The sequence below is a fragment of the Cupriavidus sp. WKF15 genome, from assembly GCF_029278605.1.
Classification (GTDB): Bacteria; Pseudomonadota; Gammaproteobacteria; order Burkholderiales; family Burkholderiaceae; genus Cupriavidus.
In genome coordinates this window covers 413,325-437,381 of sequence record NZ_CP119574.1, presented here as the reverse complement: position 1 = coordinate 437,381, position 24,057 = coordinate 413,325, and the positions used below count along the sequence as shown (strand labels likewise).

General features: G+C 62.8%; 19 protein-coding genes, 1 other RNA gene and 5 pseudogenes. 16 read left to right on the top strand and 9 right to left on the bottom strand.

The genetic code is table 11. The features are described 5' to 3' along the window. Positions 1 to 103 precede the first annotated feature (103 nt). The 3 genes and pseudogenes from CupriaWKF_RS31990 to CupriaWKF_RS31980 form a co-directional block, all read right to left on the bottom strand. Positions 104 to 361 (bottom strand): annotated as a pseudogene (locus tag CupriaWKF_RS31990) (hypothetical protein); the annotation flags it as partial. Positions 362 to 590: 229 nt separating this feature from the next. Continuing rightward, positions 591 to 1,022, bottom strand: coding sequence for a cytochrome c (locus CupriaWKF_RS31985; RefSeq protein WP_276104071.1), 432 nt, complete (start codon positions 1,020 to 1,022; stop codon positions 591 to 593). 87 nt (positions 1,023 to 1,109) lie between these two features. Continuing rightward, the gene (locus CupriaWKF_RS31980) at positions 1,110 to 2,792 is read right to left on the bottom strand and encodes a PQQ-binding-like beta-propeller repeat protein (protein WP_276104070.1); all 1,683 of its coding nucleotides are present in this window, start codon (positions 2,790 to 2,792) and stop codon (positions 1,110 to 1,112) included. 560 nt (positions 2,793 to 3,352) lie between these two features. On the opposite strand from CupriaWKF_RS31980, the gene CupriaWKF_RS31975 reads away from it, so the two are divergent. Further along, positions 3,353 to 3,517: a zinc ribbon domain-containing protein gene (locus CupriaWKF_RS31975; protein ID WP_276104069.1), complete on the top strand. Its 165-nt coding sequence runs from the start codon at positions 3,353 to 3,355 to the stop codon at positions 3,515 to 3,517. Next, positions 3,483 to 3,855: a transfer-messenger RNA gene (ssrA, locus tag CupriaWKF_RS31970) on the top strand. The genes CupriaWKF_RS31975 and ssrA overlap by 35 nt, the downstream gene beginning before the upstream one ends. Positions 3,856 to 4,310: 455 nt before the next feature. On the opposite strand, the gene ald is transcribed toward ssrA, so the two are convergent. Both ald and CupriaWKF_RS31960 read right to left on the bottom strand, forming a co-directional pair. Then, positions 4,311 to 5,426, bottom strand: a complete 1,116-nt coding sequence (gene ald / locus CupriaWKF_RS31965) for an alanine dehydrogenase (protein ID WP_276104068.1) — start codon at positions 5,424 to 5,426, stop codon at positions 4,311 to 4,313. 9 nt (positions 5,427 to 5,435) lie between these two features. Further along, a complete protein-coding gene (locus tag CupriaWKF_RS31960) occupies positions 5,436 to 5,750 on the bottom strand; it encodes a GYD domain-containing protein (RefSeq protein WP_276104067.1) in 315 nt (104 codons plus the stop codon). Positions 5,751 to 6,411: 661 nt separating this feature from the next. On the opposite strand from CupriaWKF_RS31960, the gene CupriaWKF_RS31955 reads away from it, so the two are divergent. From CupriaWKF_RS31955 to CupriaWKF_RS31940, 4 genes and pseudogenes are all read left to right on the top strand, one after another. Beyond that, positions 6,412 to 6,927 (top strand): lecithin retinol acyltransferase family protein, encoded by a 516-nt coding sequence (locus tag CupriaWKF_RS31955; protein WP_276104066.1) that lies wholly within the window; start codon positions 6,412 to 6,414, stop codon positions 6,925 to 6,927. 15 nt (positions 6,928 to 6,942) lie between these two features. Beyond that, positions 6,943 to 7,324 (top strand): annotated as a pseudogene (locus CupriaWKF_RS31950) (hypothetical protein); the annotation flags it as partial. Positions 7,325 to 7,663: 339 nt separating this feature from the next. After that, positions 7,664 to 8,994, top strand: a pseudogene (locus CupriaWKF_RS31945) (PAS domain-containing sensor histidine kinase). 1 nt (position 8,995) lies between these two features. Further along, positions 8,996 to 9,643, top strand: coding sequence for a response regulator transcription factor (locus CupriaWKF_RS31940; RefSeq protein ID WP_276104065.1), 648 nt, complete (start codon positions 8,996 to 8,998; stop codon positions 9,641 to 9,643). Positions 9,644 to 9,646: 3 nt separating this feature from the next. Here the strand turns inward: CupriaWKF_RS31940 and CupriaWKF_RS31935 are convergent, their stop codons facing one another. Together CupriaWKF_RS31935 and CupriaWKF_RS31930 are read right to left on the bottom strand one after the other, a co-directional pair. Beyond that, positions 9,647 to 10,540, bottom strand: a complete 894-nt coding sequence (locus tag CupriaWKF_RS31935; protein ID WP_276104064.1) for a helix-turn-helix domain-containing protein — start codon at positions 10,538 to 10,540, stop codon at positions 9,647 to 9,649. 92 nt (positions 10,541 to 10,632) lie between these two features. Beyond that, positions 10,633 to 11,040: a DNA-binding response regulator gene (locus tag CupriaWKF_RS31930; RefSeq protein WP_276104063.1), complete on the bottom strand. Its 408-nt coding sequence runs from the start codon at positions 11,038 to 11,040 to the stop codon at positions 10,633 to 10,635. A 1,213-nt stretch (positions 11,041 to 12,253) separates the two neighbouring features. Here CupriaWKF_RS31930 and CupriaWKF_RS31925 point away from each other — a divergent pair. From CupriaWKF_RS31925 to CupriaWKF_RS31915, 3 genes and pseudogenes are all read left to right on the top strand, one after another. Next, positions 12,254 to 12,709, top strand: coding sequence for a universal stress protein (locus CupriaWKF_RS31925; RefSeq protein ID WP_276104062.1), 456 nt, complete (start codon positions 12,254 to 12,256; stop codon positions 12,707 to 12,709). A gap of 141 nt (positions 12,710 to 12,850) precedes the next feature. Continuing rightward, positions 12,851 to 12,979: pseudogene (locus CupriaWKF_RS31920) on the top strand (sigma-70 factor domain-containing protein); the annotation flags it as partial. Between the two features lie 117 nt (positions 12,980 to 13,096). Beyond that, a pseudogene (locus CupriaWKF_RS31915) lies at positions 13,097 to 13,300 on the top strand (sigma factor-like helix-turn-helix DNA-binding protein); the annotation flags it as partial. A gap of 8 nt (positions 13,301 to 13,308) precedes the next feature. On the opposite strand, the gene CupriaWKF_RS31910 reads toward CupriaWKF_RS31915, so the two are convergent. Next, the gene (locus tag CupriaWKF_RS31910) at positions 13,309 to 13,506 is read right to left on the bottom strand and encodes a hypothetical protein (RefSeq protein WP_276104061.1); all 198 of its coding nucleotides are present in this window, start codon (positions 13,504 to 13,506) and stop codon (positions 13,309 to 13,311) included. 319 nt (positions 13,507 to 13,825) lie between these two features. Here CupriaWKF_RS31910 and acsA point away from each other — a divergent pair, with 319 nt between their 5' ends. The 7 genes from acsA (at position 13,826) to CupriaWKF_RS31875 (ending at position 22,447) form a co-directional block, all read left to right on the top strand. Further along, the gene (acsA, locus tag CupriaWKF_RS31905; RefSeq protein WP_276104060.1) at positions 13,826 to 15,595 is read left to right on the top strand and encodes an acetate--CoA ligase; all 1,770 of its coding nucleotides are present in this window, start codon (positions 13,826 to 13,828) and stop codon (positions 15,593 to 15,595) included. Continuing rightward, on the top strand, positions 15,592 to 16,614 hold the full coding sequence (gene pdhA / locus CupriaWKF_RS31900) for a pyruvate dehydrogenase (acetyl-transferring) E1 component subunit alpha (RefSeq protein WP_276104059.1): 1,023 nt from the start codon (positions 15,592 to 15,594) through the stop codon (positions 16,612 to 16,614). The genes acsA and pdhA overlap by 4 nt, the downstream gene beginning before the upstream one ends. Then, entirely contained in the window at positions 16,611 to 17,585 is a 975-nt protein-coding gene (locus tag CupriaWKF_RS31895; RefSeq protein ID WP_276104057.1) for an alpha-ketoacid dehydrogenase subunit beta, read from the top strand. The genes pdhA and CupriaWKF_RS31895 overlap by 4 nt, the downstream gene beginning before the upstream one ends. A 61-nt stretch (positions 17,586 to 17,646) precedes the next feature. Further along, the gene (locus CupriaWKF_RS31890; protein WP_276104056.1) at positions 17,647 to 18,765 is read left to right on the top strand and encodes a dihydrolipoamide acetyltransferase family protein; all 1,119 of its coding nucleotides are present in this window, start codon (positions 17,647 to 17,649) and stop codon (positions 18,763 to 18,765) included. After that, positions 18,762 to 19,010: an acyl carrier protein gene (locus CupriaWKF_RS31885; protein ID WP_276104054.1), complete on the top strand. Its 249-nt coding sequence runs from the start codon at positions 18,762 to 18,764 to the stop codon at positions 19,008 to 19,010. The genes CupriaWKF_RS31890 and CupriaWKF_RS31885 overlap by 4 nt, the downstream gene beginning before the upstream one ends. 202 nt (positions 19,011 to 19,212) lie before the next feature. After that, a complete protein-coding gene (locus CupriaWKF_RS31880; protein ID WP_276104053.1) occupies positions 19,213 to 19,623 on the top strand; it encodes an AMP-binding protein in 411 nt (136 codons plus the stop codon). After that, positions 19,616 to 22,447, top strand: a complete 2,832-nt coding sequence (locus CupriaWKF_RS31875) for an AMP-binding protein (RefSeq protein ID WP_276104052.1) — start codon at positions 19,616 to 19,618, stop codon at positions 22,445 to 22,447. Before CupriaWKF_RS31880 ends, CupriaWKF_RS31875 begins: the two co-directional genes overlap by 8 nt. A gap of 610 nt (positions 22,448 to 23,057) precedes the next feature. Here the strand turns inward: CupriaWKF_RS31875 and CupriaWKF_RS31870 are convergent. Next, complete coding sequence (locus tag CupriaWKF_RS31870) at positions 23,058 to 24,017, bottom strand: 1-phosphofructokinase family hexose kinase (protein WP_276104143.1); 960 nt, start codon at positions 24,015 to 24,017, stop codon at positions 23,058 to 23,060. Positions 24,018 to 24,057: the final 40 nt, after the last annotated feature.

Below are 24,057 nucleotides of genomic sequence, written 5' to 3'. Positions count from 1 at the left end.
ACATCGAATGGAGAGCCCGGTTGGCCGGGAGGAGAATCGCGTCTGGATCATCGCGCCTGGCAAAGGCGCTTGGCACACAGGAAGCCAGTGGCAGTGGCGTCCGTTACATGGTCGATACCGACGCCATTTTCCTCTGCGGCGGCAGATCCGTACACACGCCCTCGAACGCCTCGGCGCACAGCCCGATGGATTCCGCCAGCGTCGGATGCGGGTGGATCGTCTTGCCAATATCGGCTGCTTCGCAACCCATCTCGATAGCCAGGCAGACTTCCCCGATGAGATCGCCCGCGTGCGTGCCGACAAGGCCGGCGCCGACAATCCGATGTGTCGCCTCGTCGAAAATCAGCACTGTTTCCTCCTTATGTATCAGTACTGTTGTGCAGTTGCTTGCTGGGAGCCGCGCGCGGTCTTGAGTGGTTTTTCGGCCATGGGCTTTACGCGGTGTACGCCAAGGCAGCGAACTCTGCGCAGGTTCATCGGTGGCCGTCAAAATGCCCTCGGCAGTTGTGCCAGTGCCCACATCTCGATGGCCTGTCGGCCACGGCGCGGCATCTGGTGGGATGGAAGACTCGCCTGACGAGGCCGAGCGCTTATCGCGTCGCGGGCTGTTTCGACAAGTACTGGAGATAGGCAACGAGTTCCCAGATCTGTTCGGATTTGAAGGTACTGCTCCATGGCGGCATGACATCGGCGCCAGTTCGTCCTTCTGCGATCGTTTTGAACGCATCGGCAGGGACGAAGTCTGTGCGACCCGTAAAGCTCGGTGCACGGCCTCCCTGTCCGCCCGTCCCGTGACAGTATGCTGCGCAGGTAGATCCAAAGCGCTTGCGGCCGTTCTCAATACGCGCCGGATCATTGAGGGAGAACGGTGGCGATAGCGCCGAAGTCGATGGCTCCGTCGTTGCGGCGACAGGTTCCGCGCTCGGAGTGGGAGCCCCGTGTCCCTCCGGCGTGCCAGCGCCGGCAGCTACAGTGACGAATGCCGCGAATGCGCCAACCGTGATAGGGAAAAGTTTCGTCATGGCGGTAAGTCTGAAGTGGGAAGTACAGGGACGGGCGAAACCGTCCCCTTGCGCCAACAGGCACCTGGTTTGCCGTGATGCGGGCCGTCAATCTACGGCAAACACCATCATTGCCGCACCGCCTGGCAAATCGCGAATCTGCGGGAAAGCCCCCGTCAGGAAACCGGGTGCATGCGAGCCCAAGCCGGTAGGAATCGCAATGTATTGCTTGCCGTTGACCGCATAGCTGACCGGACCGCCCCGCGCCCCGGACCCCGCGTTGAACTTCCACAGCTCTTTGCCGTTGTCGGCGTCGAATGCATAGAGATTGCCGACCATGTCTCCGGTGAACACGAGCCCACCCCCGGTCGCCAGTACGTTGCTGAGCGGCGGCAGCTCGAACCGCACCTTCCAGGCCTGCTTGCCTGTCAGTGGATTGAAGGCGGCAAGCCAGCCATCGGCCTTCTTGCCAGGCGGATCGGTCAAGGTGATTTCCGACAAACCGAGCGTCAGAGTGTTGATGCCTGGGGTCGGCCCCTGCTTTGCGCTGGTGACGGTATTGCACACCTCCATGCCCTGCGAGTACCAGAGCTTGGTGCCTGGATTGTAGGCTCCGGCGTTCCAGCTGCGAGCGCCGAGTAAGTTGGGGCAGTGAAGCTTTTGCTTGTCGGTCTCAGGATAATTCGGTTCAATCGGCAAACCGGTCTTGGGATCAACGCCTTTCGCCCAGTTCATGTTCTCGGCGTACTGCCACGCATTACGCATCGCACCGGTGTCTTTGTCCATGACGTACACGAAGCCGTTCTTGTTCAAGTGCACGAGCGCAGTCTTGCCGTGACCGTCGGGAACGAGCAGCGCCTCGTAAGCCGCGTCGAAGTCCCAGGTATCGTTCGGCACCTCTTGTCGATACCACTTAAGTTTCCCGGTCTTGGGATCGAGCGCGAGCAAACTGGCGGTATAAAGGTTGTCGCCGACGCGGCCCTCGCGGTTGAAGTCAGGAGCGGCATTGCTGGTGCCAATGTAGATCGTGTCGGTGGTGGGATCGTAGGTTCCAGGCATCCATGCCGAGCCGCCAGCCTTCGACCGGCTGTCGCCGGGCCAGCTGTTCGGGTCATCACGCGGGATCTCGAACGTCCAGGTACGCTCGCCAGTATCGGCATTGACCGCGAAAATCTTGCCGATGATCGGCTGGTCACCGCCAGTCGTGCCCCCAAACAGGATGTTTCCCGCCAACTGCGGCGGCGCCGAGAACAACGCGCCTTGTTCCGCCCTCTGGTTGGTGAGTTGGGTCGACCACAACTCCTTGCCGGTCTTCTGATCGAGCGCAACGAAACGACCATCCAGCGTACCGACGAATACCTTGCCGCGCCCCACGGTCACGCCGCGACTCGCCGAGGCATAGAACACCTCCCTGGTGATCGGAGCTAGCTTGGGCTTGTAGTGCCACAGCGTCTTGCCGGTCGCTGCATCGAGCGCAAACACGTTGTTATCTGCCGCGATGTAGTACATCACACCGTCGATCACGATCGGCGTTGCCTGCAGCCCATGGGTAACCACCCCTGGTTGGTGGATCCAGGCCACATGCAATCTCTTGATGTTGTTCCTGTTGATTTGATTGAGAGGGCTATAACGCCAAGCGTTGTAGCTGCGGTGGTATTGGGGCCAGTTGTTCGGATCATCGAACCCCGGGCCACTCTCTGCTTGAGCGCCTTGAGCCCCGACCATTGCAATCCCCATGATCAATGCCTTCTTTGCTATTACCCCCTTAACGCGGTATTCGAGGTTGGTCACTATCGTCTCCTTGTTCTATTGACGCCGGTTTACGGTCGCTTGCCGCGACAAACGGCTGGCAATACGCAGCTTCTGTGCCATGCGCCACACACCTCCATGCCACCGTATTAAGGCGTCAGCCGAACCCGCGTCCGTCATGAAATTTCTTTGACTCAGGTGCTTCCCCCGCGTAGCGCCCTGAGCGCGGCTGTCTCATTTCATTAGCGACAACTGAAGCAGTGAATGCGACAGATGTCGCATTCGGCGTATTGCCCTGCCTGAGCACTCGCAAGATGGTTGATGTTGCGGATCGCTATTTCCGCCAATATCGCAATATCGAGGTCCGAGCGCCTTTGCACGCCCTTTCGCTGCCGCTTGCCAACCTCACGGAGCAGCGCAGTGAGGTTGCCGCAGACGCGTAGCGTGCATCGTAAGCATGTTCAGTCGATGGCCCGGGACATGGCAGACTGTCCTGTGCGGGATCTGAACGTGCGCGGCATGGTGAAAAACCGGCGTCTGGCACGTTCGATCGCCGACATGAGCTTTTTCGAGCTAAGGGGCAACTGGAGTACAAGGCGGACATGCGCGGCGGCAATGTGGTAGTGGCCGACCGCTTCTACGCCAGCAGCAAGACGTGCTCGAACGCGGCATGTGGGCACAAGCTCGATGCGTTGCCACTGTCGGCGCGCAAGTGGACGTGTCCGTCGTGCGGGTCGTCCACGACCGAGACGCAAATGCCGCAATAAACCTAAAGATCATGGCCGTGAGTTCCACGGTGTCAGTCTGTGGAGAGGAAGGCGCTGGCCGCCGTCGCAAGACGGTGGCGAAACCAGCCTCAGTGAAGCAGAAAGTCAGCTTTGTTCCTGTTTGAGCAGGAATGAGCAAGTCTGACGGAACGGTGTATGGGTTTCGACAGGGCGTCGTGCATAGGGGCGCAGGCAACCCGTCAGGCGATTGACGTAAATGAAGCAAATCCATAGACGCCAACGATGAGCGTTTTGCACTGGCCGCCTTAGGCCAATGCCGGGGCCGCTGAAGCCTTGTAGACCAAGACAGCCGGTGGGGACTTCGGTCCCCATTGTCATTTGAGTTGATAATTCGCCACCGCCCGTCGAGAGCTGCGCGATCTGGCCTGGCGCCATCCTGGACGAATGCTCGATCCCGGGCCGAAGAGGCTCGCTTTCGTGCAGAGGACTTCTTTCACGCCTGCACGCGCGTCCGCACAGCCAGACTGACACGACGCGGGCTCCACCGCCATAAGGCCATGCCGACTTCAGGCGCTCTTTACCGGAATCCTCTTCAGCCTGCCAGGAAATCAGCTCCAGCTTGCAGGAGCTGACGCAGCAGCCTGACTGCTCGATGCAAAGCGGCCTCCGCTCACAAGGACCTAGCTTCCCTGCGTCAGGTCAAGTATAGGGTCCGGCAAACCATTTCCCGCCCTCTCACCACCGCTTTCCGGCCGGGGGCCCACGCGCCTCAGTGACGACGGCGCGTGGGCTCTCCTCGCGGGCGTCGTTGTAGATGTGGAGCACGACCCAATCATGCCAGTACCTGCTCCACTGGCACGTGCGCGTAGCCGTGAGCACTTGCGACGGCTGCATACGTCACGTTGCCGCGACAGATGTTCAGGCCTGCCCGCAGGCCCCTGTCTTCTGCCAACGCGCGGGACCAGCCTTTGTCGGCAATAGCCATCGCATAGGCGAGGGTGGCGTTGTTCAGGGCGAAGGTCGAAGTCCTGGACACGGCTGCGGGCATATTGGTCACGCAGTAATGGAGCACGCCGTCCACGACATAGGTGGGGTGGGTATGACTGGTCGGCCGGGATGTCTCGAAGCAGCCGCCCTGGTCGATCGCCACGTCCACTACCACCGATCCGCCCTTCATGCGTGCAACCATGGCGCGGGTGACCAGCCTGGGCGCCTCCGCGCCCGGCACCAGCACCGCCCCAATGACGGCATCGGCGCTGAGCACGGCGCGTTCGAGGCTGTCCACACTGGAATAGACGGTCACCACCCGATTGCCAAAAACCAGTCCGAGATGCCGCAGGCGGTCGACATTCCTGTCCAGCACGGTCACGCGCGCGCCCATGCCAACGGCGATCTGTACCGCGCTGGTGCCGACCACGCCTGCGCCGATCACCACCACATGGGCCGGGGCGACACCGGGCACGCCGCCCAACAGTAGTCCCATGCTGCCACGCGGCTTTTCGAGGTAGGCAGCGGCCACCTGGACTGACATGCGACCGGCTACCTCGCTCATCGGGGACAGCAGTGGCAGCCGCCCATCCGGGCCGGTCACGGTCTCATACGCAATGCATACTGAACCGGACTTCACCAGATCGGCAGTCTGCTCGCGGTCTGCCGCCAAGTGCAGGTAGGCATACAGGATCTGGCCGGGCTTGAGCAAGGCGCGCTCCGACAGCTGCGGCTCCTTCACCTTCACGATCATCTCGGCATCGCCATATACCGCCTGCGCGTCGGGCACCAGCTTCGCGCCGGCAACCGTATAGGAATGATCGGAGAGGCCTAGCGCGGCGCCTGCGCCGGCCTGGACCATGACCACATGGCCACGGCTGACCAGCTCGCGCACGCTGGCCGGCGTGAGGCCGACCCGGTACTCCTGGTCCTTGATCTCTTTGGGAACGCCGATACGCATGGTGCTTGCTCACACAGGCGGCAGTTCTGGCAGGTTCCGGAGCAGGTGCTTGAACCGGCCCCAGTCCACCGCCGGGTGGATCGTGGCCTCACCGTGGCCGTATGCCCGCACCAGCACTGAAACGCGCATCGCGGCTTCAATGTCGCTGGCCTCGAAGATATCGAGGTAGTCGTAAGGCCCAAACGTGGCATAACTGCCGAGCCATTTGACCTCCGGGCAGGCTTTTCCCAGGTAGCCTGCCACGCCGCGTTCGAGCGCCTCGAATGATCTCGGCTGATGCAGCGACTCCACGGACACCCGTGTTTCCATGATAAATATCGGCATGTTCCGCTCCTCCAGTCGGCCCATATATAGATGGGCGCCTGCTTAAAAAGTAGCCGCCGTTTGAACGCGCTCTTTGTTTCAGCGCAAGGTGGCGCAGGCAAAGATTCAACGGCGACGCGAAGATCTGCTTTTGCGGATTCGTCCAGTGCTTGTTGGGTGGGGGCGTTGCTGAGCATGCTCCAATGCGTGTCGGCACGGCTGCGCTATTGGTCGACTATTGGTCGCACCGAACGGGCGCTAGGAATTGTTTCGTGCAACAGGCTGTACCTATTGGACCATTGGTGCAATCGTGAACAAAGCCTTGTCCGCCGGCGCGCCGTCCCCATCGTCAGATGGCTTCCTCGTAGACGCTTACCAACGATGCCTGCAATCGCCTTGCGGCATCGTGCGCGGTTCGTCCATGTCATCCTGACGGTCTCGCGCTGTCAGGTTTCGCTGACAGCGATGGCTCCCTGTCGGACAGCGCGGCTCGCTTTCCCCGTACATCAACCATGGCAAGACCGGACAGCACTCTCAGCCCAGGATGATTTCGGTGGCGCCTTGCCGCGCCGATACTTCAGGCATCCAAGGCAGCGTCCTGCCAGCACTGAACCGGGTACTCCAGACCTCCGGACCCACGCAGGCAACAGCGGTACCGGGAATCAGCAAGAAGAGGCAAGCGATGAGCAACGATGATCAAGACCTCGAGTCCTTACAGCAGATAGCCAGCCGGGGCGGCGAGCTTCCCCTGGGCGCGCATCTGGTGACACGGCGTCGCGGTTATGTTCATCACGGCATCTATGCCGGCAACGGAGAGGTGATGCACTATGTCGGATTCAAGGGCTTTCTACGCTGTGGGCCGGTCGAGAAAACCTCCCTTGCAGGCTTTGCCAACGGTCATGGCATCGAAACCCGGGCGGTCGCGCGGGCCCGGTACGTCGGCGCGGAGGCCGTCCGGCGCGCGGCATCGCGCCTCGGTGAGGACGATTACCGGCTTCTTACCAACAACTGTGAGCACTTCTGTACGTGGTGCCTGTTCGGCGAGGGCCGCAGCCAGCAAGTGGAAGCGCTGCTGAGCCATCCCTGGCGCGCACTGCCTGCCATTGCCGGCATCCTGTTTGACATGCGCGGGGGCCGGGGTTCATTCGCAAGCCGCCTTCCGGCTATTCTCGGCTTGCGCGGCGTGCGTATGGCATAGTCTTCGCATTCGACAATGAGGCCGGAACTGCGGCCCTGCGGGAGTCCCGACATTGCAGACACGGCATTGACGGCCGCCTTGCGGCAACCCGACGCCCACCCATACCCGGTCACCGAGATCAGCGTCACAGAGACCCATATCTCGCGCGTCTTCCTGGCAGGCGGCTTTGCGCACAAGGCACGCAAAGCCCGTGCGGTTCGATTTTGTCGATTTTTCCAGCCCGCAGGCGCGCCGCACCGACTGCGAAACCGAAGTCCGGCTCAACCGCCGGCTTGCGCCGGATCTCTATCTCAGTGTGGTGCCCATCACCCGCGGCACGATCCCCGGCGCAGTGCAGGTGGAAGGCGTGGGCACGCCGCTGGAGTATGCCGTGAAGATGCGGCGGTTCGACCAGCAGGCTTCAACCATCGATCGAACTACCGCGGACCTCGCCGGTGCATGAGGCCAAGAAACTCACGCGCGAGGCAGCGGACCTCGCCCACCACGGGTTCGATCTTGCAGAGCGCCTGTACGATGCGCTCGTGGTCCGTGGGGGCATCGGAGCGAGGTCGGGCAAGTCTACTGCCTCCGGAAATGAACCCCGCGAGCAATCGCGCCCATGGCGGCAGCGGTCCGCGTTGCTACAGGTGTCGCATAAAGCACGTTTCTGGCGAGAGGGATTGCCGTTAACTGCTGTCCCCCTATAGTGTTAATAAGTGCAGAAAAAGCACAACACCGGCCAGACAGTGCGCGTTGCATGACCAACCCTTTCGCCCCCAAAGGCAAGGCCCGGCCGCCATCGTCCAGAAAAGCGCCCCCGCTTGCTATCGATTTCGCGATTGGCAGTGGTGCGGTTGTACTCTGCATTGCGCTGGCCTACCTCTTTCGGGTCGCGGCCGAACGGTACCCCCAGATTCTGGCGCCGTTAATCCCCCTACTGGGGGCAGGCATCGGGCTCGTGGTTGGTCTCTATTGGATCCGGCTGAGAAGGCTTGGGCTCGCCTCGGGAGGCGGTCTTCAGAGCGTGAAAGAAAGCGAGGCGCGCTTGGGGGGCATCATACGCTCGGCCATGGAGGCGATCATCACCGTGGACAGCGACCAGCGCGTCGTCCTGTTCAACCCAATGCCCGAGAGCTTGTTTGGCTGGCCTGCCGAACTCGCGATCGGTCGCCCGCTCGGCGATTTCATTCCCGAACGCTTCCGCGCGGTCCACGACGAACATGTGCGCCGGTTCGGCATCACCGGGGTGTCCGAGCGCCAGATGGGACGTCAACGAGCCCTCTACGCGTTGCGTCGCGATGGCAGCGAATTTCCGATCGAGGCGTCCATTTCGCAAACCATTGACGGTGGCAGCAAGCTATACACCGTGATGCTACGCGACATCACCGAACGCGTACGTGCTGACGAGGCCCTGCGCCGCTCGCGCGAGGAATTGCAGCAGCTCTCCGGCAGCATTCTTGCCATACGTGAGGAGGAAAAGCGGCGCGTTGCGCGAGAACTCCATGATGACCTGGGCCAACGGCTCAGCGCGCTGAAGATGGACACATCCATGCTTCGCGCCGACATGAAGGACGGCCGTGAAGCTGCAGACCTCCTTCAGGAGATGGATGCCATGGACGAAGTCATCGACGACGCCGTAGCCTCGGTTCGCCGCATTGCCAGTGACCTGCGACCGGCCCTGCTCGACGAACTGGGCATGCTGCCCGCCATTGAATGGCTGGCCAACGATTTTGCCAACCGGTATGGATTGGCGGTAAGCGTCGACGGCGTCGACGAGGAAGTTCCGGAGCAAACGGCAATCGCCATGTTCCGTATTGCCCAGGAGGCTTTGAGCAATGTCATCCGTCATGCCGATGCAACGGCCGTACAGATCCGCCTTACCCAGAAAGAGAGCCAGATAGAACTGCAGATACAAGACGATGGCGTGGGTTGGGACAAGCAACCTTCCGGGGCCGGGCCGCGCAAGTCGCTGGGCCTGCTCGCATCCGGGAGCGGGCGCGCCTCCTGGGTGGTGCCGTCTCGATCGATAGCACCCCTGGAAAGGGATTTTGCCTGATGGTACAAGTCCCCCAGGTCAAGGAGACTTAACGTGGTACGTGTCATGATTGCCGACGATCACGCATTGGTCCGCGACGGGCTCAGGCAGATCCTGGAGCGAGCCGGCAAGTTCGAGGTCGTCGCCGAAGCTGCGGACGGGGCGCAGGTCCTTTCTCTGGTGCGCGATTGCAGCCCGCAGGTGATGTTACTCGACCTCTCCATGCCGGGACGCAGCGGGTTGGAACTGATTCGTCTGTTGCGGGACGAGCAGCCGGCGTTGCGCATTCTCGTGCTTACCATGCATGCGGAGGCACAATACATTGTTCGCGCTTTCCAGGCGGGGGCTGCCGGCTACCTGACCAAGGAAAGCGCCGCAAATGAAGTGGTCGCCGCCATTAGTCAGGTAGCCAATGGCAGCACCTATGTCAGCCCGGCCATCGCAGGAAAACTCGCGACGAGTTTGCGGGATCAACATGGCGAGGCGCCTCACCTGCACTTGTCCGACCGCGAACTGGAGGTCTATCGCCGTCTGGTCCTGGGCGAGTCGCTGACGGCCATCGCGGCGGCGCTGTGTGTGAGCGCCAAGACCGTCAGTACCTACAAGATGCGCCTGATGGAGAAAATGGATATGTCGAGCGAAGCCGCGCTGGTACGGTATGCCCTGCACCATCATTTGTTTGGCGAGGACGAGGACTTCTAAGACTTAGCATGGGGCCTCATTCGAGGCTGTACCCCAGTCGAAGCGAGTGCTGGTGGCCGCATGCGTTTGGGCGCAGGCGAGGCGTGCGGACACTGTTGCCTTTGCCTGCCCCCAGCGCGCGTCAAGCGCCTCAAGGTCGCATAGCGTGATTTGCTTGCCATGGACCCGGATCATGCCTTCCTGCTGGAAGCGGGACAAAGTACGGCTGACAGTTTCCAGTGTCAGGCCCAGGTAACTCCCAATCTCCTCCCGTGTCATGCGCAACGTGAAGTCGGTCGCCGAATAGCCCCGGCGCTCGAACCGAGCCGAGATGTCGAGCAGGTACGCGGCCACGCGCTGCTCGGCGGTGAGGTTCCCGAGCAGCATCCTCTGACCGGTTTCGCGTACGATTTCCGCGCTCAACATCTTATGAACGTGTAGCTGCAATGGCTTGACCTCGCGGCACAGCGCTTCCAGGAGATGGAACGGGATCACACAGACGGCGCTGTCCTCGAGGGCAACGGCATCGCAAATGTGCTGCTCAGTCGCAATGCCGTCTACGCCGAGAGTTTCGCCAGGCAGGAAGAAACCGGATACATATTCCCGGCCACTCTGGTGCGAGAGAACGGTCTTAAACGAACCTGAGCGCAACGCGTACACACTGTGGAACGGATCGCCGGTCCGGTACAGCGCCTGTCCCTGCCTGACCGCTCGCCAGTTGAGGACAACGCCACTCAGGCGAGCGACCTCCTTCTCATCCAGTGCGGACGCCATGCAGATGTGCCGCAGCGCACAGGAGGAACATTGAACCTTTGACTTTGGCGACTTCGACACGATGTGACCAAAGTCCTCGGCTTCCGAAGTGACGGCATCGAATGCCGTCAGGGCTGTCGTCCTCGCAATGCTTGTTTCGAACATCGTTGTCTCCATCCCGATGCCAGTCGTCGACTGGCCGAACGGCGATCCTGCGCATTCTTGACAGTGCGCATTTGTCACCGATTGCAACCTCCCTATGGCTTCTTGGCGTTCTTTACCGCAATTGCTTCTATCAGAGCCGCCCGCAGTTCATTGATTTCGAGCGTCCTGTCAAAGCAATAGCGCCCGCCTGCCTTCAGGCAAGCCTTACGTAACAACGAAGCGCCGCTTTCGGCAAGCACAATCAAGATGCTATCTGGGAGTGCTTTCGCCACTGTCTGGATCTGCGCCAACCAGCCCGGCTGCGAGGTGCGCAGTCCGATCAGAATGATGTCCGGCCTTACAGCGATCAGCATCTGCAGCTCGGTCGCCGCGTCTGCCCCCATTCCTATCACCTGAATGCCAGCCAGCGTCTTCAGCATTCGCAACTGTCTGCGCCGGATCGGGATGACATGTTCGAGCAGATAGACGGTGAGGCAATCTTGTTGGGTGCGATCACTCATATACGCAGTATTGTGGATGTCCCGGTGTACCGAAATGAGGCAAGGCTGAGAGTCGCGTCAGATTCGGATGCGGCACTGTCAGGCTTCCCTGACGGACGGTCGACGTTCAGCTCCCGACCGCAAGGGAAAAATCCGCTTCACCGCCCGTAGTGAAGTGGGCTGTCCTTTCGCGAACCCGCTTTCCGAGCATTTCGCAAAGCATGCCAACCAGGGCGTACACGGCGCACCATGCCTCGATGCAGCGCGCTGAACAACCTCCGCTCTGGAGCGCTAGCTTCGATGTCTTTTGCGGCCTGGCCAATAAGGGCCTTGACAGCTTGCAGAAGCTGGTCGACTTGAATTTTCGGACCCTCAAATCGACTTTGGTGGACACCCAGGACAGCTGCTGAGAATAATTTGAACCTGGTTTCCGCGGCCGCTTCGAAGGCATCGCAGCAGGCCTCTGATAAGGCGGGCCGTGCTGCCAAGCACTAGAGTGTCGAGATTGTGGCGGCGTCACCAAAGGGGCGCCGCCGATCTGGCGAGTCCCGGGCGGCATTTCTTCGTTCCGGCGGGCCGCACACCGACGCACCGAAAAGAACGGGTAGACACCTGATTGCGGCTGCCGCACCCATGGCACGATCACGCCGTCGGTGATCGGCATGCCGTCGCAGCCGGCCACTGCCTGGCAATTGCAGGCTCTCCCCTTTGCGCCCGGCACACGTCTGGCACGGAAGGAGAAATTCTCGCATGATGAATGTACGGACCCCACGGGCAGCCCGATGCAGAATGCCCGAGGCGTCCGCACAGCGTGCAATAGTGGTCCATGGCAATTCCTTCGTCGATAGCAGAGGTTGTTAACTCCAGTATCGAAGGGACACCCCGCTACCGCCATCAGGAGACGCTGATTGTCATGTCAGCGCCGTGGCGCGCCGTTTGTCGGCCGTGCCCCTGCTTGCGTAGGTAACTACGGCGGGCCTGTCAGTACAGCCTGACAGCGGTCGACTCCTGATTTGTCGCCGGGTGTCGTGAGCAACCTCGGTCATTTGTCGCACATCAAAGAGGGCTTGGGAAATGGCAGCATGCCGCCGCCCTCCCCTGACCAGCCGGCGGAATCGGGAAGGGCGGGACTGCACGTTTGACGCAAGTCAACTCCTACGCGCCACCGGCACCTAGGCTTGAAACTGTCTGGCTGTCATCGCGGCAGTCGCCCTTTCCTGTCGGGAATTCCACCATGTATGAACGCATCCTTGTCGCTGTTGACGGCAGCCAATCGTCGGTCCTCGCAGTCGAGCAAGCCATTGTCGTCGCCAAGGCCAGCGGCGCGGAAGTCAAAGTGCTGTTCGTGGCAGACGACAGTGACCTGTTCTTCGAGGTCAGCTACAGGGACCCGGCCGATCTCATGAAGGAAGTCATGAACTTTGGGCAAAAGGTACTGGCCGCCACGGTCAACCGATTCAACGCTGCCGGTGTACCTTGCGTGACCCGTTTGCTCGAGCGTACCAACTCGCCAGGCCAGATCGCGAACACCATCGTGAACGAGGCGCGCCACTGGAATGCCGACCTGATTGTCCTCGGCACGCACGGGCGGCGCGGAATCCGCCGCCTAGTCATGGGAAGCGTGTCCGAGGGCGTGATTCGCAAGACCAGTTTGCCCGTCCTGCTGATCCGTAGCGAGACGGAAAAGTGACCCGACCAGACCGCTCGAAGGAGTCTGCCGGGACCTTGGCAAGTCTCCGTGCCGTTCCCCGCGGTCGCCGGCAATGGCGTCGACCAGGCTACCGCAGAGGACGCCATAAAGCTCCTCGAGGAAGCGGCCAGTGGCGTGGGTGCGTCGACGGATCCCCTTGCCGTTTATACCCGGCGCATGCACGCCGTAGCATTGCTCACCAAGGAGCAGGAGATGGCGCTCGCGAAGGAGATCGAGACCGGCCGCCATACCCTACTCTGGGCCTTCGCCGGTTGCCCGCGCGCCATCGTGGCGTGGATCGCCGGCGCCGGCAACCAGACCGGCACCGATGAGCCTAAGCGGATGAAAGCGCTCCGCCAGTCCCTGGTGCGGATGCGTGGCGCACTGCGATTCGGCATTGGCGGCAGCGCCCCGGCAAGCTACGAGAAAATCGCCTGGCAGACGGGCCTCTCGCGCGAGAAGGTCAGGCGCCTCGAAAAGACTGCATTAGAGCTGCTGCGCACGTCAGCCCAGGCGCAGACCGGCCGCTCGTTCCTGGAAGAGCATGCACTGACGAAGGGCGGTCACCTGCCTGCGGGCGGCACACACTGAGCAATCGTTCAGTGGCACTTCCCGATCGCCGTCAGAAGGCGCCTGCCCTCGTTGGTCACGCGTATGTGCCTGTACTCCTGTGTCGCAGCTTCGAGGCGGACCAACTGGCGCTCGATGAGTGCGCCGATATCGGCCGGGTCCAGTTCGCGGTGCGCTTCCGATTCGCACAGGACCATCAGCGCTGCAATCTCATGGGGACTTAGCATCTCTGTCTCCGGCAGAGGGTGATTCTCATGCCTGCACCGCAAGCTTCTTGCGACGACCTGCTGATAACCGGCACCTGCTGGGCAACTATACGAACCGAAACGGCACGAGTTCGGCGAGAGTGGCCGATCGTTGAGCTTGATCAACTGGAGCGTGATCGCTTTTTCACCCGGCGACCGTCGCGCGCCTCTGCCCTTTGCTCGGTAAGCGCCGAAGGTGGCGTGATGCGCACGGGAAACCCTCGGCGTATCCGCCGGGCACATGGGCTTCTCGCTGCCCTGTCTGCCTCCTATAGTGATCCCAAGGAGGATGAGCGCAAGAATGGATCCGTCACAAATCATCCATAAGACGGCAGCGGACTTGCGCGTTGCGCCAAATTTCGCCGACTACGAGGCCGAGCGCAGCCGCTTTTCCTGGGACGCCGTCTTCAGCAAGCTGGGCAGGCAGCCGGACCGTGGCTTGAACATCGCGTGGCAGGCCGTGGATCGCCATGTTGCGGAGGGAGCGGGCAACAAGGTTGCATTCAGGTTCCTGTCCCCTGGAGGCGGGACAGCGCTTCCCATCAGCTACGCAGAGCTGTCTGGCCTCACCAGCCGGTTCTGCAACGTACTGCGCAAGCTTGGGGTGGGCAAGGGAGACAGGCTTTTCATTCTGACCGGACGCATACCGGAACTGTACGCGGCACTTTTCGGCGCTCTGAAAAATGGCACGGTGGTCTCGCCCTTGTTCTCGGCATTCGGGCCCGAACCGATCGCCACGCGGTTGAATCTCGGTAACGGTAGCGTACTGGTCACCACGGACGAGCTGTTCACCCGCAAGATAGCCAAGTGGCACGACCGCATCCCCAACCTTAAACACGTCCTGCTGGTCGCTGCGGATGGCGGCCAGACAACCATCCCGGGCACGCTGGACCTGGAGACGCTCATGAGCGGTGTTCCCGCCAGTTGCGAGATCACACCTACGACACCCGAGGACATGGCGCTGCTGCATTTCACCAGCGGAACGACCGGTACACCCAAGGGTGCAGTACATGTCCACGGCGCAGCAGCCACCCACTGGGCAACTGGCAGCTATGCACTGGATCTTCACCCCGATGACATTTACTGGTGCACGGCCGATCCCGGTTGGGTAACGGGCACATCCTACGGCGCCATCGCCCCGCTGCTTCACGGCGTCACGTCGATCGTTGACCCTGAGGAATTCGACGCGGAACGCTGGTACCGGATCCTGCACGACGAAGCGGTCTCCGTCTGGTACACCGCGCCAACAGCCGTCCGCATGCTGATGAAGGCAGGTGCCGATGTGGCCAGGGCGCACACGTTCCCCCACTTGCGGTTCATCGCCAGCGTCGGTGAGCCGCTGAACCCCGAGGCGGTGTGGTGGGGCAAGGATGTGCTTGGACTGCCGATCCACGACAATTGGTGGCAGACCGAAACGGGCGGCATCATGATCGCCAATACGCCGGCCTTCGATATCAAGCCCGGTTCGATGGGACGAGCTCTGCCGGGCGTGGAGGCGGCGATCGTCCGGCGCCTGGAGAACGGCGCAGCGGAACTGGTCGAAACATCTGGAACCGAGGGCGAGCTAGCGCTCAGACGTGGCTGGCCATCCATGTTCTGCGCCTACCTCAATGACGAGCAGCGCTATCGCAAGTGCTTCGCCGGCGACTGGTACCTGACGGGCGACCTGGCGCGCCGCGATGCCGACGGGTACTACTGGTTCGTCGGCCGCAGCGACGACGTCATCAAATCGGCGGGGCACCTGATCGGACCCTTCGAAGTCGAGAGCGTGCTGATGGAGCACCCCGCTGTCGCCGAAGCGGGTGTCATCGGCAAGCCAGATCCGCTGGTGGGGGAAGTCGTAAAGGCGTTTGTCTCACTCAACACCGGCTTCGAGCCGAGCGAAGCCTTGCGGCTGGAACTGCTCGGGCACGGCAGGGGCCGCCTTGGCGCAGCCGTCGCGCCGAAAGACATCGCTTTCCTGGCAGATCTGCCGCGAACGCGCAGCGGCAAGATCATGCGCCGGCTGTTAAAGGCCCGGGAACTGGGCCTGCCAGAGGGGGACATCTCCACGCTTGAGACCCGATCATGACGGCCATCGAACATCCTGCCCCCCCGCCTCCCACCGGGCCGGTTCCCTATGAGAAGGCGTTCGCGCTGACGCTGCTTCGGGACATGCTGCGCATTCGCCGTCTCGAAGAGAAGTGCGCGGAACGCTATGGTGAAGGCAAGATCCGGGGCTTCCTCCACCTTTACATCGGCGAGGAGGCCGTGTGCGTCGGAGCGCTCCACGCGCTGACACCCGAAGACAATGTGGTAGCCACCTATCGCGAGCATGGGCACGCACTGGTTCGCGGCATGGACATAGGGATCCTAATGGCGGAAATGTATGGCAAGCGGGAGGGATGTGCCCGCGGCCGTGGCGGATCCATGCACCTGTTCGATCGCGCAACCCGGCTTTTCGGGGGCAACGCCATCGTTGGCGGCGGCCTTCCGCTGGCGGTAGGCCTGGCGCTGGCCGGACAAATGCGGAAAAGCCGGCGTGTTACCGCCTGCTTCTTTGGAGACGGCGCGGTCGCCGAAGGCGCATTCCATGAATCGATGAACCTGGCCGCGCTATGGAAACTGCCGCTGGTGTTCTGCTGCGAGAACAACCTCTATGCGATGGGTACGGCTCTGGAGCGCCATGAATCGCAAACAGATCTCTGTGCCAAGGCCATGTCATACAATATGCCCGCCACCCCGGTCGACGGCATGGACGTCGTGGCAGTTCACGAGGCTGCCAAGGATGCCGTAACCCGTGTTCGAAGCGGCACCGGTCCGGTGTTTCTTGAGCTGCGCACCTATCGTTTTCGCGCGCACTCCATGTACGATCCTGACCTGTATCGCCAGGCGGCCGAAGTCGAGGCGTGGAAGACCCGTGGCCCCATTCACACATTCAGTGCGCGCTTGAAGGCAGAAGGCAAGCTGGCAGAGGACGAATTCCTTGCGCTGGATGCCGCGGCCTGCGCCGAAGTTGAGCGAGCCGACGCCTTTGCCGAGGCGGGCACGTGGGAGCCTGTCGGGGATTTGCTGAAGGATGTTTACTCCAGCGAGGGAGCCACCCCATGACCGTGCACCTCAGCTACCGGGAGGCCATGCGTGAAGCTCTGCGCGAGGCCCTTGCCGCAGATCCACGTGTCTTCCTGATGGGCGAGGACGTCGGCCGCTACGGGGGCAGCTACGCGGTTTCCAAGGGACTGCTCGCGGAATTCGGCCCCGAACGCATCCGCGATACACCGCTTTCGGAACTCGGCTTCACTGGCGCAGGCATTGGTGCGGCGCTGGGGGGCTTGCGCCCCATCGTCGAGGTGATGACCGTCAACTTCAGCCTGCTTGCCCTCGACCAGATCGTCAATACGGCGGCCCTTTACCACCACATGTCGGGGGGACAGTTTTCCGTGCCGTTGGTAATCAGGATGGCGACGGGGGCCGGGCGCCAGGTCGCCGCCCAGCATTCGCACAGCTTCGAGGGGTGGTTTGCCAGCATTCCCGGACTCAAAGTGCTCGCCCCCGCCACGGTCGAGGATGCGCGCCGCATGCTGGCCCCCGCGTTGGCCGATCCCGATCCGGTATTGATCTTCGAGCACGCTGGCCTGTACAACGTCGAGGGCGATATTCCGGAAGAGTCGGTTGTGGATATCCGCTCGGCACAGGTGAGGCGGCCCGGCATGGACGTGACCCTGATTGCCTATGGCGGCAGCCTGCCCAAGGCCGTGCAGGCTGCCGACCTGCTTTCAGCCCAGGGCGTCGATGCCGAAGTGGTCGATCTGCGCGTCCTGCGACCGCTGGACGACTCGACCATAATGGCCTCGGTCGCGAAATGCCGTCGCGCGGTCATCGTCGATGAAGGCTGGCGCAGCGCCAGCCTGGCCGCTGAACTGATGGCCCGCATCGTCGAGCAGGTCTTCTACGAACTTGACGCGCCAGTTGCCCGCGTCTGCTCGGCAGAGGTGCCGATTCCCTATGCGCGTCACATGGAGGAGGCCGCCCTGCCACAGGCCGATAAGATCGTGGCAGCGGTAAGCCAGCTGATCTCATGAGCCGGCCAGGGACCTTTATCGCGATGTGCCCCGCTTCGCACACCCAGCGGGGGAGGACCCGGTGATCGAGTTCCGCCTGCCCTCCCTGGGCGCAGACATGGATGAGGGTACGCTGCTCGAATGGGCCGTGAAACCCGGCGACGCCGTGAACAAGGGGCAGATCATCGCCGTAGTGGACACCAGCAAGGCCGCGGTCGATGTGGAGACGTGGCACGACGGCATCATCGGAGAGCTGCTCGTTTCGCCAGGAGACAAGATCCCTGTCGGAACCCTGATGGCGACCCTCCTTGAACCTGGCGAGAGCGCGGTGGCCGTACGGCGCACGCCGGGGACGGTGGTTGCAGCGAGCGGGCCGCGTGGGCGCCAGATGGTCTCCCCGGCAGCGCGCAGGTTTGGGCGGGACCAGGGAATCGATGTCGAGGCCCTGGCCGGCACCGGACCTGGGGGCGTGGTGACGCTCGCAGACGTCGAACGGGCCGCGCACAAGCCCGAGGCTGTGGCGGGCGACCGCACCGCAGATATCCGCAAGACCATCGGCGCAGCCATGGCGCGGGCTAAGCGCGAAATCCCTCACTACTACGTCGCCGAGACAATCCCCTTGCGAGCCGCGCTGGACTGGCTCGCCCTGGCAAATGCCTGCCGCTCCATGACCGAGCGCATGCTGCCAGCGGTCCTGCTGATCAAGGCGGTTGCGACGATCCTCAAGGGCTTTCCTGAACTGAACGGCTTCTTCCGTAATGGCACGTTCGACGCCGCGACGGCCGTGCACGTCGGCGTCGCAATTTCCTTGCGCCAGGGCGGCCTGGTCGCACCAGCGCTGTTGCACGCCGACAGCAAGCCGCTCACGCAACTGATGGGGGAGCTTGCCGACCTGGTCAAACGCTGCCGGGCCGGTTCCCTGAAGCGCACGGAGCTGTCCGAACCGACCATCACTGTGACCAACCTCGGCGATCAGGGCGCAGAACAAGTGTTCGGCGTCATCTACCCTCCGCAAGTAGCTCTGGTGGGTTTTGGCCGGATCAGCCAACGGCCCTGGGCGGATAGCGGCACGCTGGTGGTGATGCCTGCCGTGACGGCCAGCCTCTCAGCCGACCACCGAGTTTCCGACGGACATCGCGGCGCACTGTTCCTGGCCGCGCTGCGGGAAGCATTGCAACATCCCGAGGAGCTTGACCGATGAGCAACGCTGCTATCCGTGCCGTGGTTCTGTCTACGCTAGGTGAGATCGCGCCCGAGGTCGATCCGCAAGCCCTGTGCGCGGATCGTCCTTTGCGCAGGCAGGTCGACCTTGACTCCATGGATTGGCTCAATTTCCTGATCGCCCTGCATGAGAAGCTCAAGGTGGAGATCCCGGAGTCCGATTACGCCCGGCTCGTCACCCTGGACGATGTCGTGTCCTACCTGGAAGCGGCCGCGACACGCTGAACCTCGTGCCACGCCGCCCCCCCGACTTTGCCAGCATGGTCTGGCCGAGCAATACTGTGAGGGCGCTTGATATGAATCAATGAGCCTGGCGCGTTGCTGACGACGATAAAGAAAGAGCGCGCAGCCATTTGGTCGCCGGTCGCCCCGTGACCTCCTCGGCTCCCGCACATCCCTCTTCCCACAGGCCAGCGTCGCGCGCAACATGGCAGATTATGTGAAGTCCGGCCGCCCCGAACAGCAGTGGCTGGAACACTATCCCGCAGGAGTGCCGACGGAAGTCGACACCCGCCCGTTTGCTTCGCTGGGCGACATGCTCGCGCGCAGTTGCTCGTTGTACGCCGCAGGGCCTGCCTTCACTATCGCCAACACCGTCCTCACCTTTGCGGAGCTCGACCACCTGTCGCGCCATTTCGCGTCGTATTTGCAGCAGCTCGGCCTGCGCCGAGGTGAACCGATCGCCATCATGTTGCCGAACCTGTTGCAATACCCCATAGTCCTTTTCGACATCCTGCGTGCTCGCATGGTGGCAGTCGCCAGCTCCCGCACGAACCCACCGTTGCACCGGAGGACATTGCCCTGCTGCCGCGACAGCAGACAGAGACAAAATGAATGAAATCCGCGAATCGACCATTCCCCGACCGCCAGAGGCCGGGCCAGCTAACGCGCAACGGCTGCTGGGCATAGTGCGCGGATTGGCGGCAGAACTGCGCCCCAACGCGCGCGAAGTCAGCTCACTGGGGATCGACCACTCGCTCGAACGTGACTTTGGCCTGGACAGCCTGGCGCGCGCGGAGTTGCTGACGCGCATCGAGCGCGAATATGCCGGCCGGCTCGATGAGAAGGCGCTCATGGCCGCTGAAACGCCGCGCGACCTGCTCAGGCTGGCAAAGTGTGGCGTACCGTTCGCGCCCACCAAGCCCGCGCAACCATCGGCCGTCTTGCATGGCACGGAACGTACGGCCGCGTCTTACCGCCCGCCTGACAATGCTGCCACGCTGATGGATCTTATTGACTGGCACGCCACATCCCATGGCGACCAAGTGTATGCGACCCTCCCAGACAGCGGCGACCTCGACTACGCGTCGATGCGGGCGGGCGCCCTCGCAGTGGCAGCCGGGTTGGCCGAGCAAGGCCTGCGCGCGGGCGACCGGGTGGCGTTGATGTTGCCGACCGGGCGAGACTTCTTTTACGTCTTCTTCGGTGCGCTTTATGCGGGCTGCGTCCCCGTGCCGCTCTATCCGCCCGCGCGCTTGTCGCAGATCGGGGACCACATGCGGCGCAGCGCCGGCATCCTGGCCAACGCCGAGGCCGCCATCATGGTTACCGCGCAGCAGGCCAAGCCCTTGCTTCGCCTGCTGCGCGCGCAGTGCGCGTCGCTGCGCCAGATCCTATCGCCGGCGGACCTCGGCGGAACGGGCGCGCCGCCAGCCCCCATCAGGGCCGGGCGGGAGGACATCGCCTTCCTGCAGTACACGTCTGGCAGCACGGGCAACCCCAAGGGGGTGGTGTTGACACACGCCAATCTGCTTGCCAATCTGCGGGCGATGGAACGCGCCGCGCGCGTCACCGCGGCAGACGTATTCGTGTCCTGGCTGCCGCTGTACCACGACATGGGCCTGATCGGCGCTTGCATGGGAAGCCTCCTGGTCGGATTCCGGCTCGTACTGCTGTCGCCGATCGACTTCCTGACACGCCCCGCCTCATGGCTGTGGGCAATCTACCGGCATCGCGGCACGGTGTCCGCGGCGCCGAACTTTGCCTATGAGCTGTGCGCGGGGAAAATCGATGAACGGGATCTGGCCGGCCTGGACCTGAGTGCATGGCGCCTGGCCTACAACGGCGCCGAACCGGTCAGCGCCGAAACCATCGAGAGATTTGCCTCACGCTTTGCTCGGTATGGCTTTGATCCGATCGCCATGACTCCCGTGTATGGCCTCGCCGAGTGCTCGGTCGGGCTCGCGTTTCCCCCACCGGGACGCGGCCCACATATCGACGAGATCGACCGGGATTCACTTTCGCGCCAAGGCGTCGCCCGCCCACTAGCCGACCCTGCCCGCAAGGCACTCAAGCTGGTTTCCAGCGGCCTGCCGCTGCCGGGCCACCAGATCCGCATCGCCGATCCGGCCGGACGGGAGTTACCCGAACGCGCGCTTGGACACGTCGAGTTCCTGGGGCCATCGGCGACGACAGGCTATTTCCACAACTCCGATGCCACGGCCGGCCTTTTCGACGGACCGTGGCTAAAGACCGGTGACATGGGCTACATCGCGGCGGGCGAACTCTATCTGACGGGGCGCCTCAAGGACATCATCATTCGTGCGGGTCAGCATTGGTTCCCGCAGGAACTCGAAGAGGCAATCAGCCAGGTCGACGGGGTGCGCAAGGGCAGCGTCGCGGTATTTCCGGCCAGTGACGCCCGCTCCGGCACCGAGCGCCTGGTCGTGCTGGCCGAGACGCGCGAAGAGAACGACGAGGCGCGCGGGCGGATACGCGCTGAAATCAGCCACCTGGCGGTCGACCTGATGGGCATGCCAGTCGACGAAATCCTGCTAGTGCCACCACGTACGGTGCTCAAGACGTCCAGCGGCAAGCTGCGCCGCGCCGCGTGCCGCGAACTGTACGAACGAGGCGAGATCCAGGGCCCTCCACGCGCGCCATGGCAACAGTTGTTGAGGTTCGCGGTGTCCGGCGCGAGCGTCCGCGCCTCGCGCCTTCTGCACTTGGCGTTGTCCCGGATCTGGGGGGCGTGGGCATGGGCGGTATTTGCGCTGCTTGCCATGCCCGCCTGCGTCCTGATCGTGCTTCTTCCCGGGCTGGCCCCGCGACGGCAGGTCGCCCGGGCCTGCGCCCGGCTCGGCTTTGCACTGACCGGCCTCTCCCCGAAGGTCGAAGGCATGCCCGATTTCGGCCAACTGGCCCCGGCAATCATCGTGGCCAACCACGCCAGCTACTCTGACGTAATCCTGCTGACAGCGGTGCTGCCCCCCACCTTCACTTTCGTAGCCAAGCAGGAACTGCTGCGGAACCCGCCGCTCGCGTTCCTCCTGGGCCGGCTCGGCTGCGCCTTTGTCGAGCGATTCGACCCGGCGCGCGGCGTGGAAGACACCAGCGCGCTGGAAAAGCGGGTCGCGGCGGGCGAATCCCTTGTCTTTTTCCCAGAGGGCACATTTCGGCGAGAACCCGGACTGCTGCCTTTCCGCCTGGGCGCGTTCCTGTGTGCCGCGCGCGCCCGGGCCCCGGTGGTTCCCGTCACCGTGATCGGCACCCGGTCCCTGCTACGGGACGAACGCTGGTGGCCGAGCCGGACGCCTCTGGCAGTCGTTGCCGGAGAGGCTGTCTACGCGTCCGGCGATGACTGGCACACCTTGCTGCGGCTAAGAGATGCCACTCGCGACGAAATCCGCGCCAGGCTCCAGGAGCCAGACGCAACGGAATGATCGGCGCCTGCCGCTCACGAGGATGATCGCGCCGGGCTTGCTGAAGCCATACCCACCGCCGGGTCGGCTGCATGGCCTGCTTCAGGTACTGCACCCTGCACTCCAACTCCCGGCCTCGCACCACGCGCTTGCCGATCAATGATCCGCTGGTTTCGGTGACGACCGTCCGCTGATTCTCTCCACGGTCGTCGTCGTAGAAATAGAGCACCACCCAGTCCTCGGTACGCCCGAGGTCGTGGGCACGCGAGGTATTGGAGAACGGCGCGGTAAAGTGCCAGCCGTCCCGGCTCAGATGAAGCACCGGCAACCACGCCGCACCTTGGGGATTCAATCCCTTCGCGCGCACGCGTGGAAGGCCCAGCTATGAGTTGGAAAATCTGGTTGCAGAAGTGCCGTCAGGCTGCCGGCCAATGGCTCCGCCTGCTGCCTGGGCGGCCGGCTGTCGGCGCGCCGGAACTAAATGTCTTCATCTGGAACAACTCGCTGTCTCCGGCAACGATTGCACGCTTCGAATCGGAATGCGGCTGCCGGGTAAAGCTGACGTGCTTCGGGTCGATGGAAGAAGCCGTGGCGAAGCTGGCCTGCCCGTGCAACTAGGGGATTCCGCCCCTTATCCGCCTTGGTCTGCTGCACAGGTTCTGATCCGCTGGATTTCCCGGTACTTCCGTTCGACGTCGGCGCGCTCACAAAGTCCTGTTCCGGTACTCAGCAACGTCGCGGAAGCGGCAGCCAGCCCATAATGAAAAGCCTCCTCCGTTCCAGCTTCACGGTTCAGCGCCCAGACCATCGCCGCCAGGAAGCTGTCACCCGCGCCGATCGAGCTTGCCACCTGCATATTCAGACCCGGCAACCGTAAGGTCCGGTCAGCAGTCACCAGCAATGCACCGCGCTCGCCGAGCGTAAGTGCCACCATCTGCGCGCGCCCACCTTTGACAATCTCCAACGCCGCGCTGCGCCATTCCTCCTCGTCGTGCAACGGCAGTCCCGTCAGCTCCCGTAGCTCGCGCAGGCTCGGTTTGACCAGGCTGACGCCCTCGTTGAGCACTGAAACGAGCGCGGGCCCCGAGGTGTCCACGGCAATCCGCATGCCGCGCTGGCGCGCCAGCCGCGCGAGCCGCGCATAGAAATCGACTGGGATACCGGGCGGCAGACTCCCGCTCATCACCATGTATCGCGGCGGCACGGCAAGCATTTCGAGATGCTCGATGCAGCGCAGCCATTCGTGTTGCGCGACGCTTGGCCCTGGGAGCACAAAGCGGAACTGGCGTCCCGTCGAGGTTTCGCTTACGGAAAAATTCTGGCGTGTCTCTCCGGCAATCGCCAGGCACACGCCTGTCACGTGCTCAGCATCGAGCAATTGCCGCAACAGCAGTCCGGTCGTGCCTCCGGCAAGATAGACGGCAAGACAGTCTCCCCCAAGGCGCTGTATGACGCGCGCGACATTGATTCCCCCACCCCCGGGGTCCCGCCGTGCCTCGCTGCATCTCAGCTTGCGTGTATCGGCCACGCAGTCAACTGAAGTCGCCACATCCACGGCAGGATTCGGCGTAATTGTCACGATGTCTGTCATCATCCATCGGGCTTGGAATGGCCCTGCCGTATGGGATGGC

Excerpts from the sequence above, each read along its gene's own strand:
- CupriaWKF_RS31985 (WP_276104071.1), bottom strand. The coding sequence starts at position 1,022 with ATGACGAAACTTTTCCCTATCACGGTTGGCGCATTCGCGGCATTCGTC.
- CupriaWKF_RS31975 (WP_276104069.1), top strand. The coding sequence starts at position 3,353 with ATGCGCGGCGGCAATGTGGTAGTGGCCGACCGCTTCTACGCCAGCAGC.
- ald (WP_276104068.1), bottom strand. The coding sequence starts at position 5,426 with ATGCGTATCGGCGTTCCCAAAGAGATCAAGGACCAGGAGTACCGGGTC.
- CupriaWKF_RS31960 (WP_276104067.1), bottom strand. The coding sequence starts at position 5,750 with ATGCCGATATTTATCATGGAAACACGGGTGTCCGTGGAGTCGCTGCAT.
- CupriaWKF_RS31955 (WP_276104066.1), top strand. The coding sequence starts at position 6,412 with ATGAGCAACGATGATCAAGACCTCGAGTCCTTACAGCAGATAGCCAGC.
- CupriaWKF_RS31935 (WP_276104064.1), bottom strand. The coding sequence starts at position 10,540 with ATGTTCGAAACAAGCATTGCGAGGACGACAGCCCTGACGGCATTCGAT.
- CupriaWKF_RS31930 (WP_276104063.1), bottom strand. The coding sequence starts at position 11,040 with ATGAGTGATCGCACCCAACAAGATTGCCTCACCGTCTATCTGCTCGAA.
- CupriaWKF_RS31925 (WP_276104062.1), top strand. The coding sequence starts at position 12,254 with ATGTATGAACGCATCCTTGTCGCTGTTGACGGCAGCCAATCGTCGGTC.
- CupriaWKF_RS31910 (WP_276104061.1), bottom strand. The coding sequence starts at position 13,506 with ATGCTAAGTCCCCATGAGATTGCAGCGCTGATGGTCCTGTGCGAATCG.
- acsA (WP_276104060.1), top strand. The coding sequence starts at position 13,826 with ATGGATCCGTCACAAATCATCCATAAGACGGCAGCGGACTTGCGCGTT.
- pdhA (WP_276104059.1), top strand. The coding sequence starts at position 15,592 with ATGACGGCCATCGAACATCCTGCCCCCCCGCCTCCCACCGGGCCGGTT.
- CupriaWKF_RS31895 (WP_276104057.1), top strand. The coding sequence starts at position 16,611 with ATGACCGTGCACCTCAGCTACCGGGAGGCCATGCGTGAAGCTCTGCGC.
- CupriaWKF_RS31885 (WP_276104054.1), top strand. The coding sequence starts at position 18,762 with ATGAGCAACGCTGCTATCCGTGCCGTGGTTCTGTCTACGCTAGGTGAG.
- CupriaWKF_RS31880 (WP_276104053.1), top strand. The coding sequence starts at position 19,213 with ATGGCAGATTATGTGAAGTCCGGCCGCCCCGAACAGCAGTGGCTGGAA.
- CupriaWKF_RS31875 (WP_276104052.1), top strand. The coding sequence starts at position 19,616 with ATGAATGAAATCCGCGAATCGACCATTCCCCGACCGCCAGAGGCCGGG.
- CupriaWKF_RS31870 (WP_276104143.1), bottom strand. The coding sequence starts at position 24,017 with ATGACAGACATCGTGACAATTACGCCGAATCCTGCCGTGGATGTGGCG.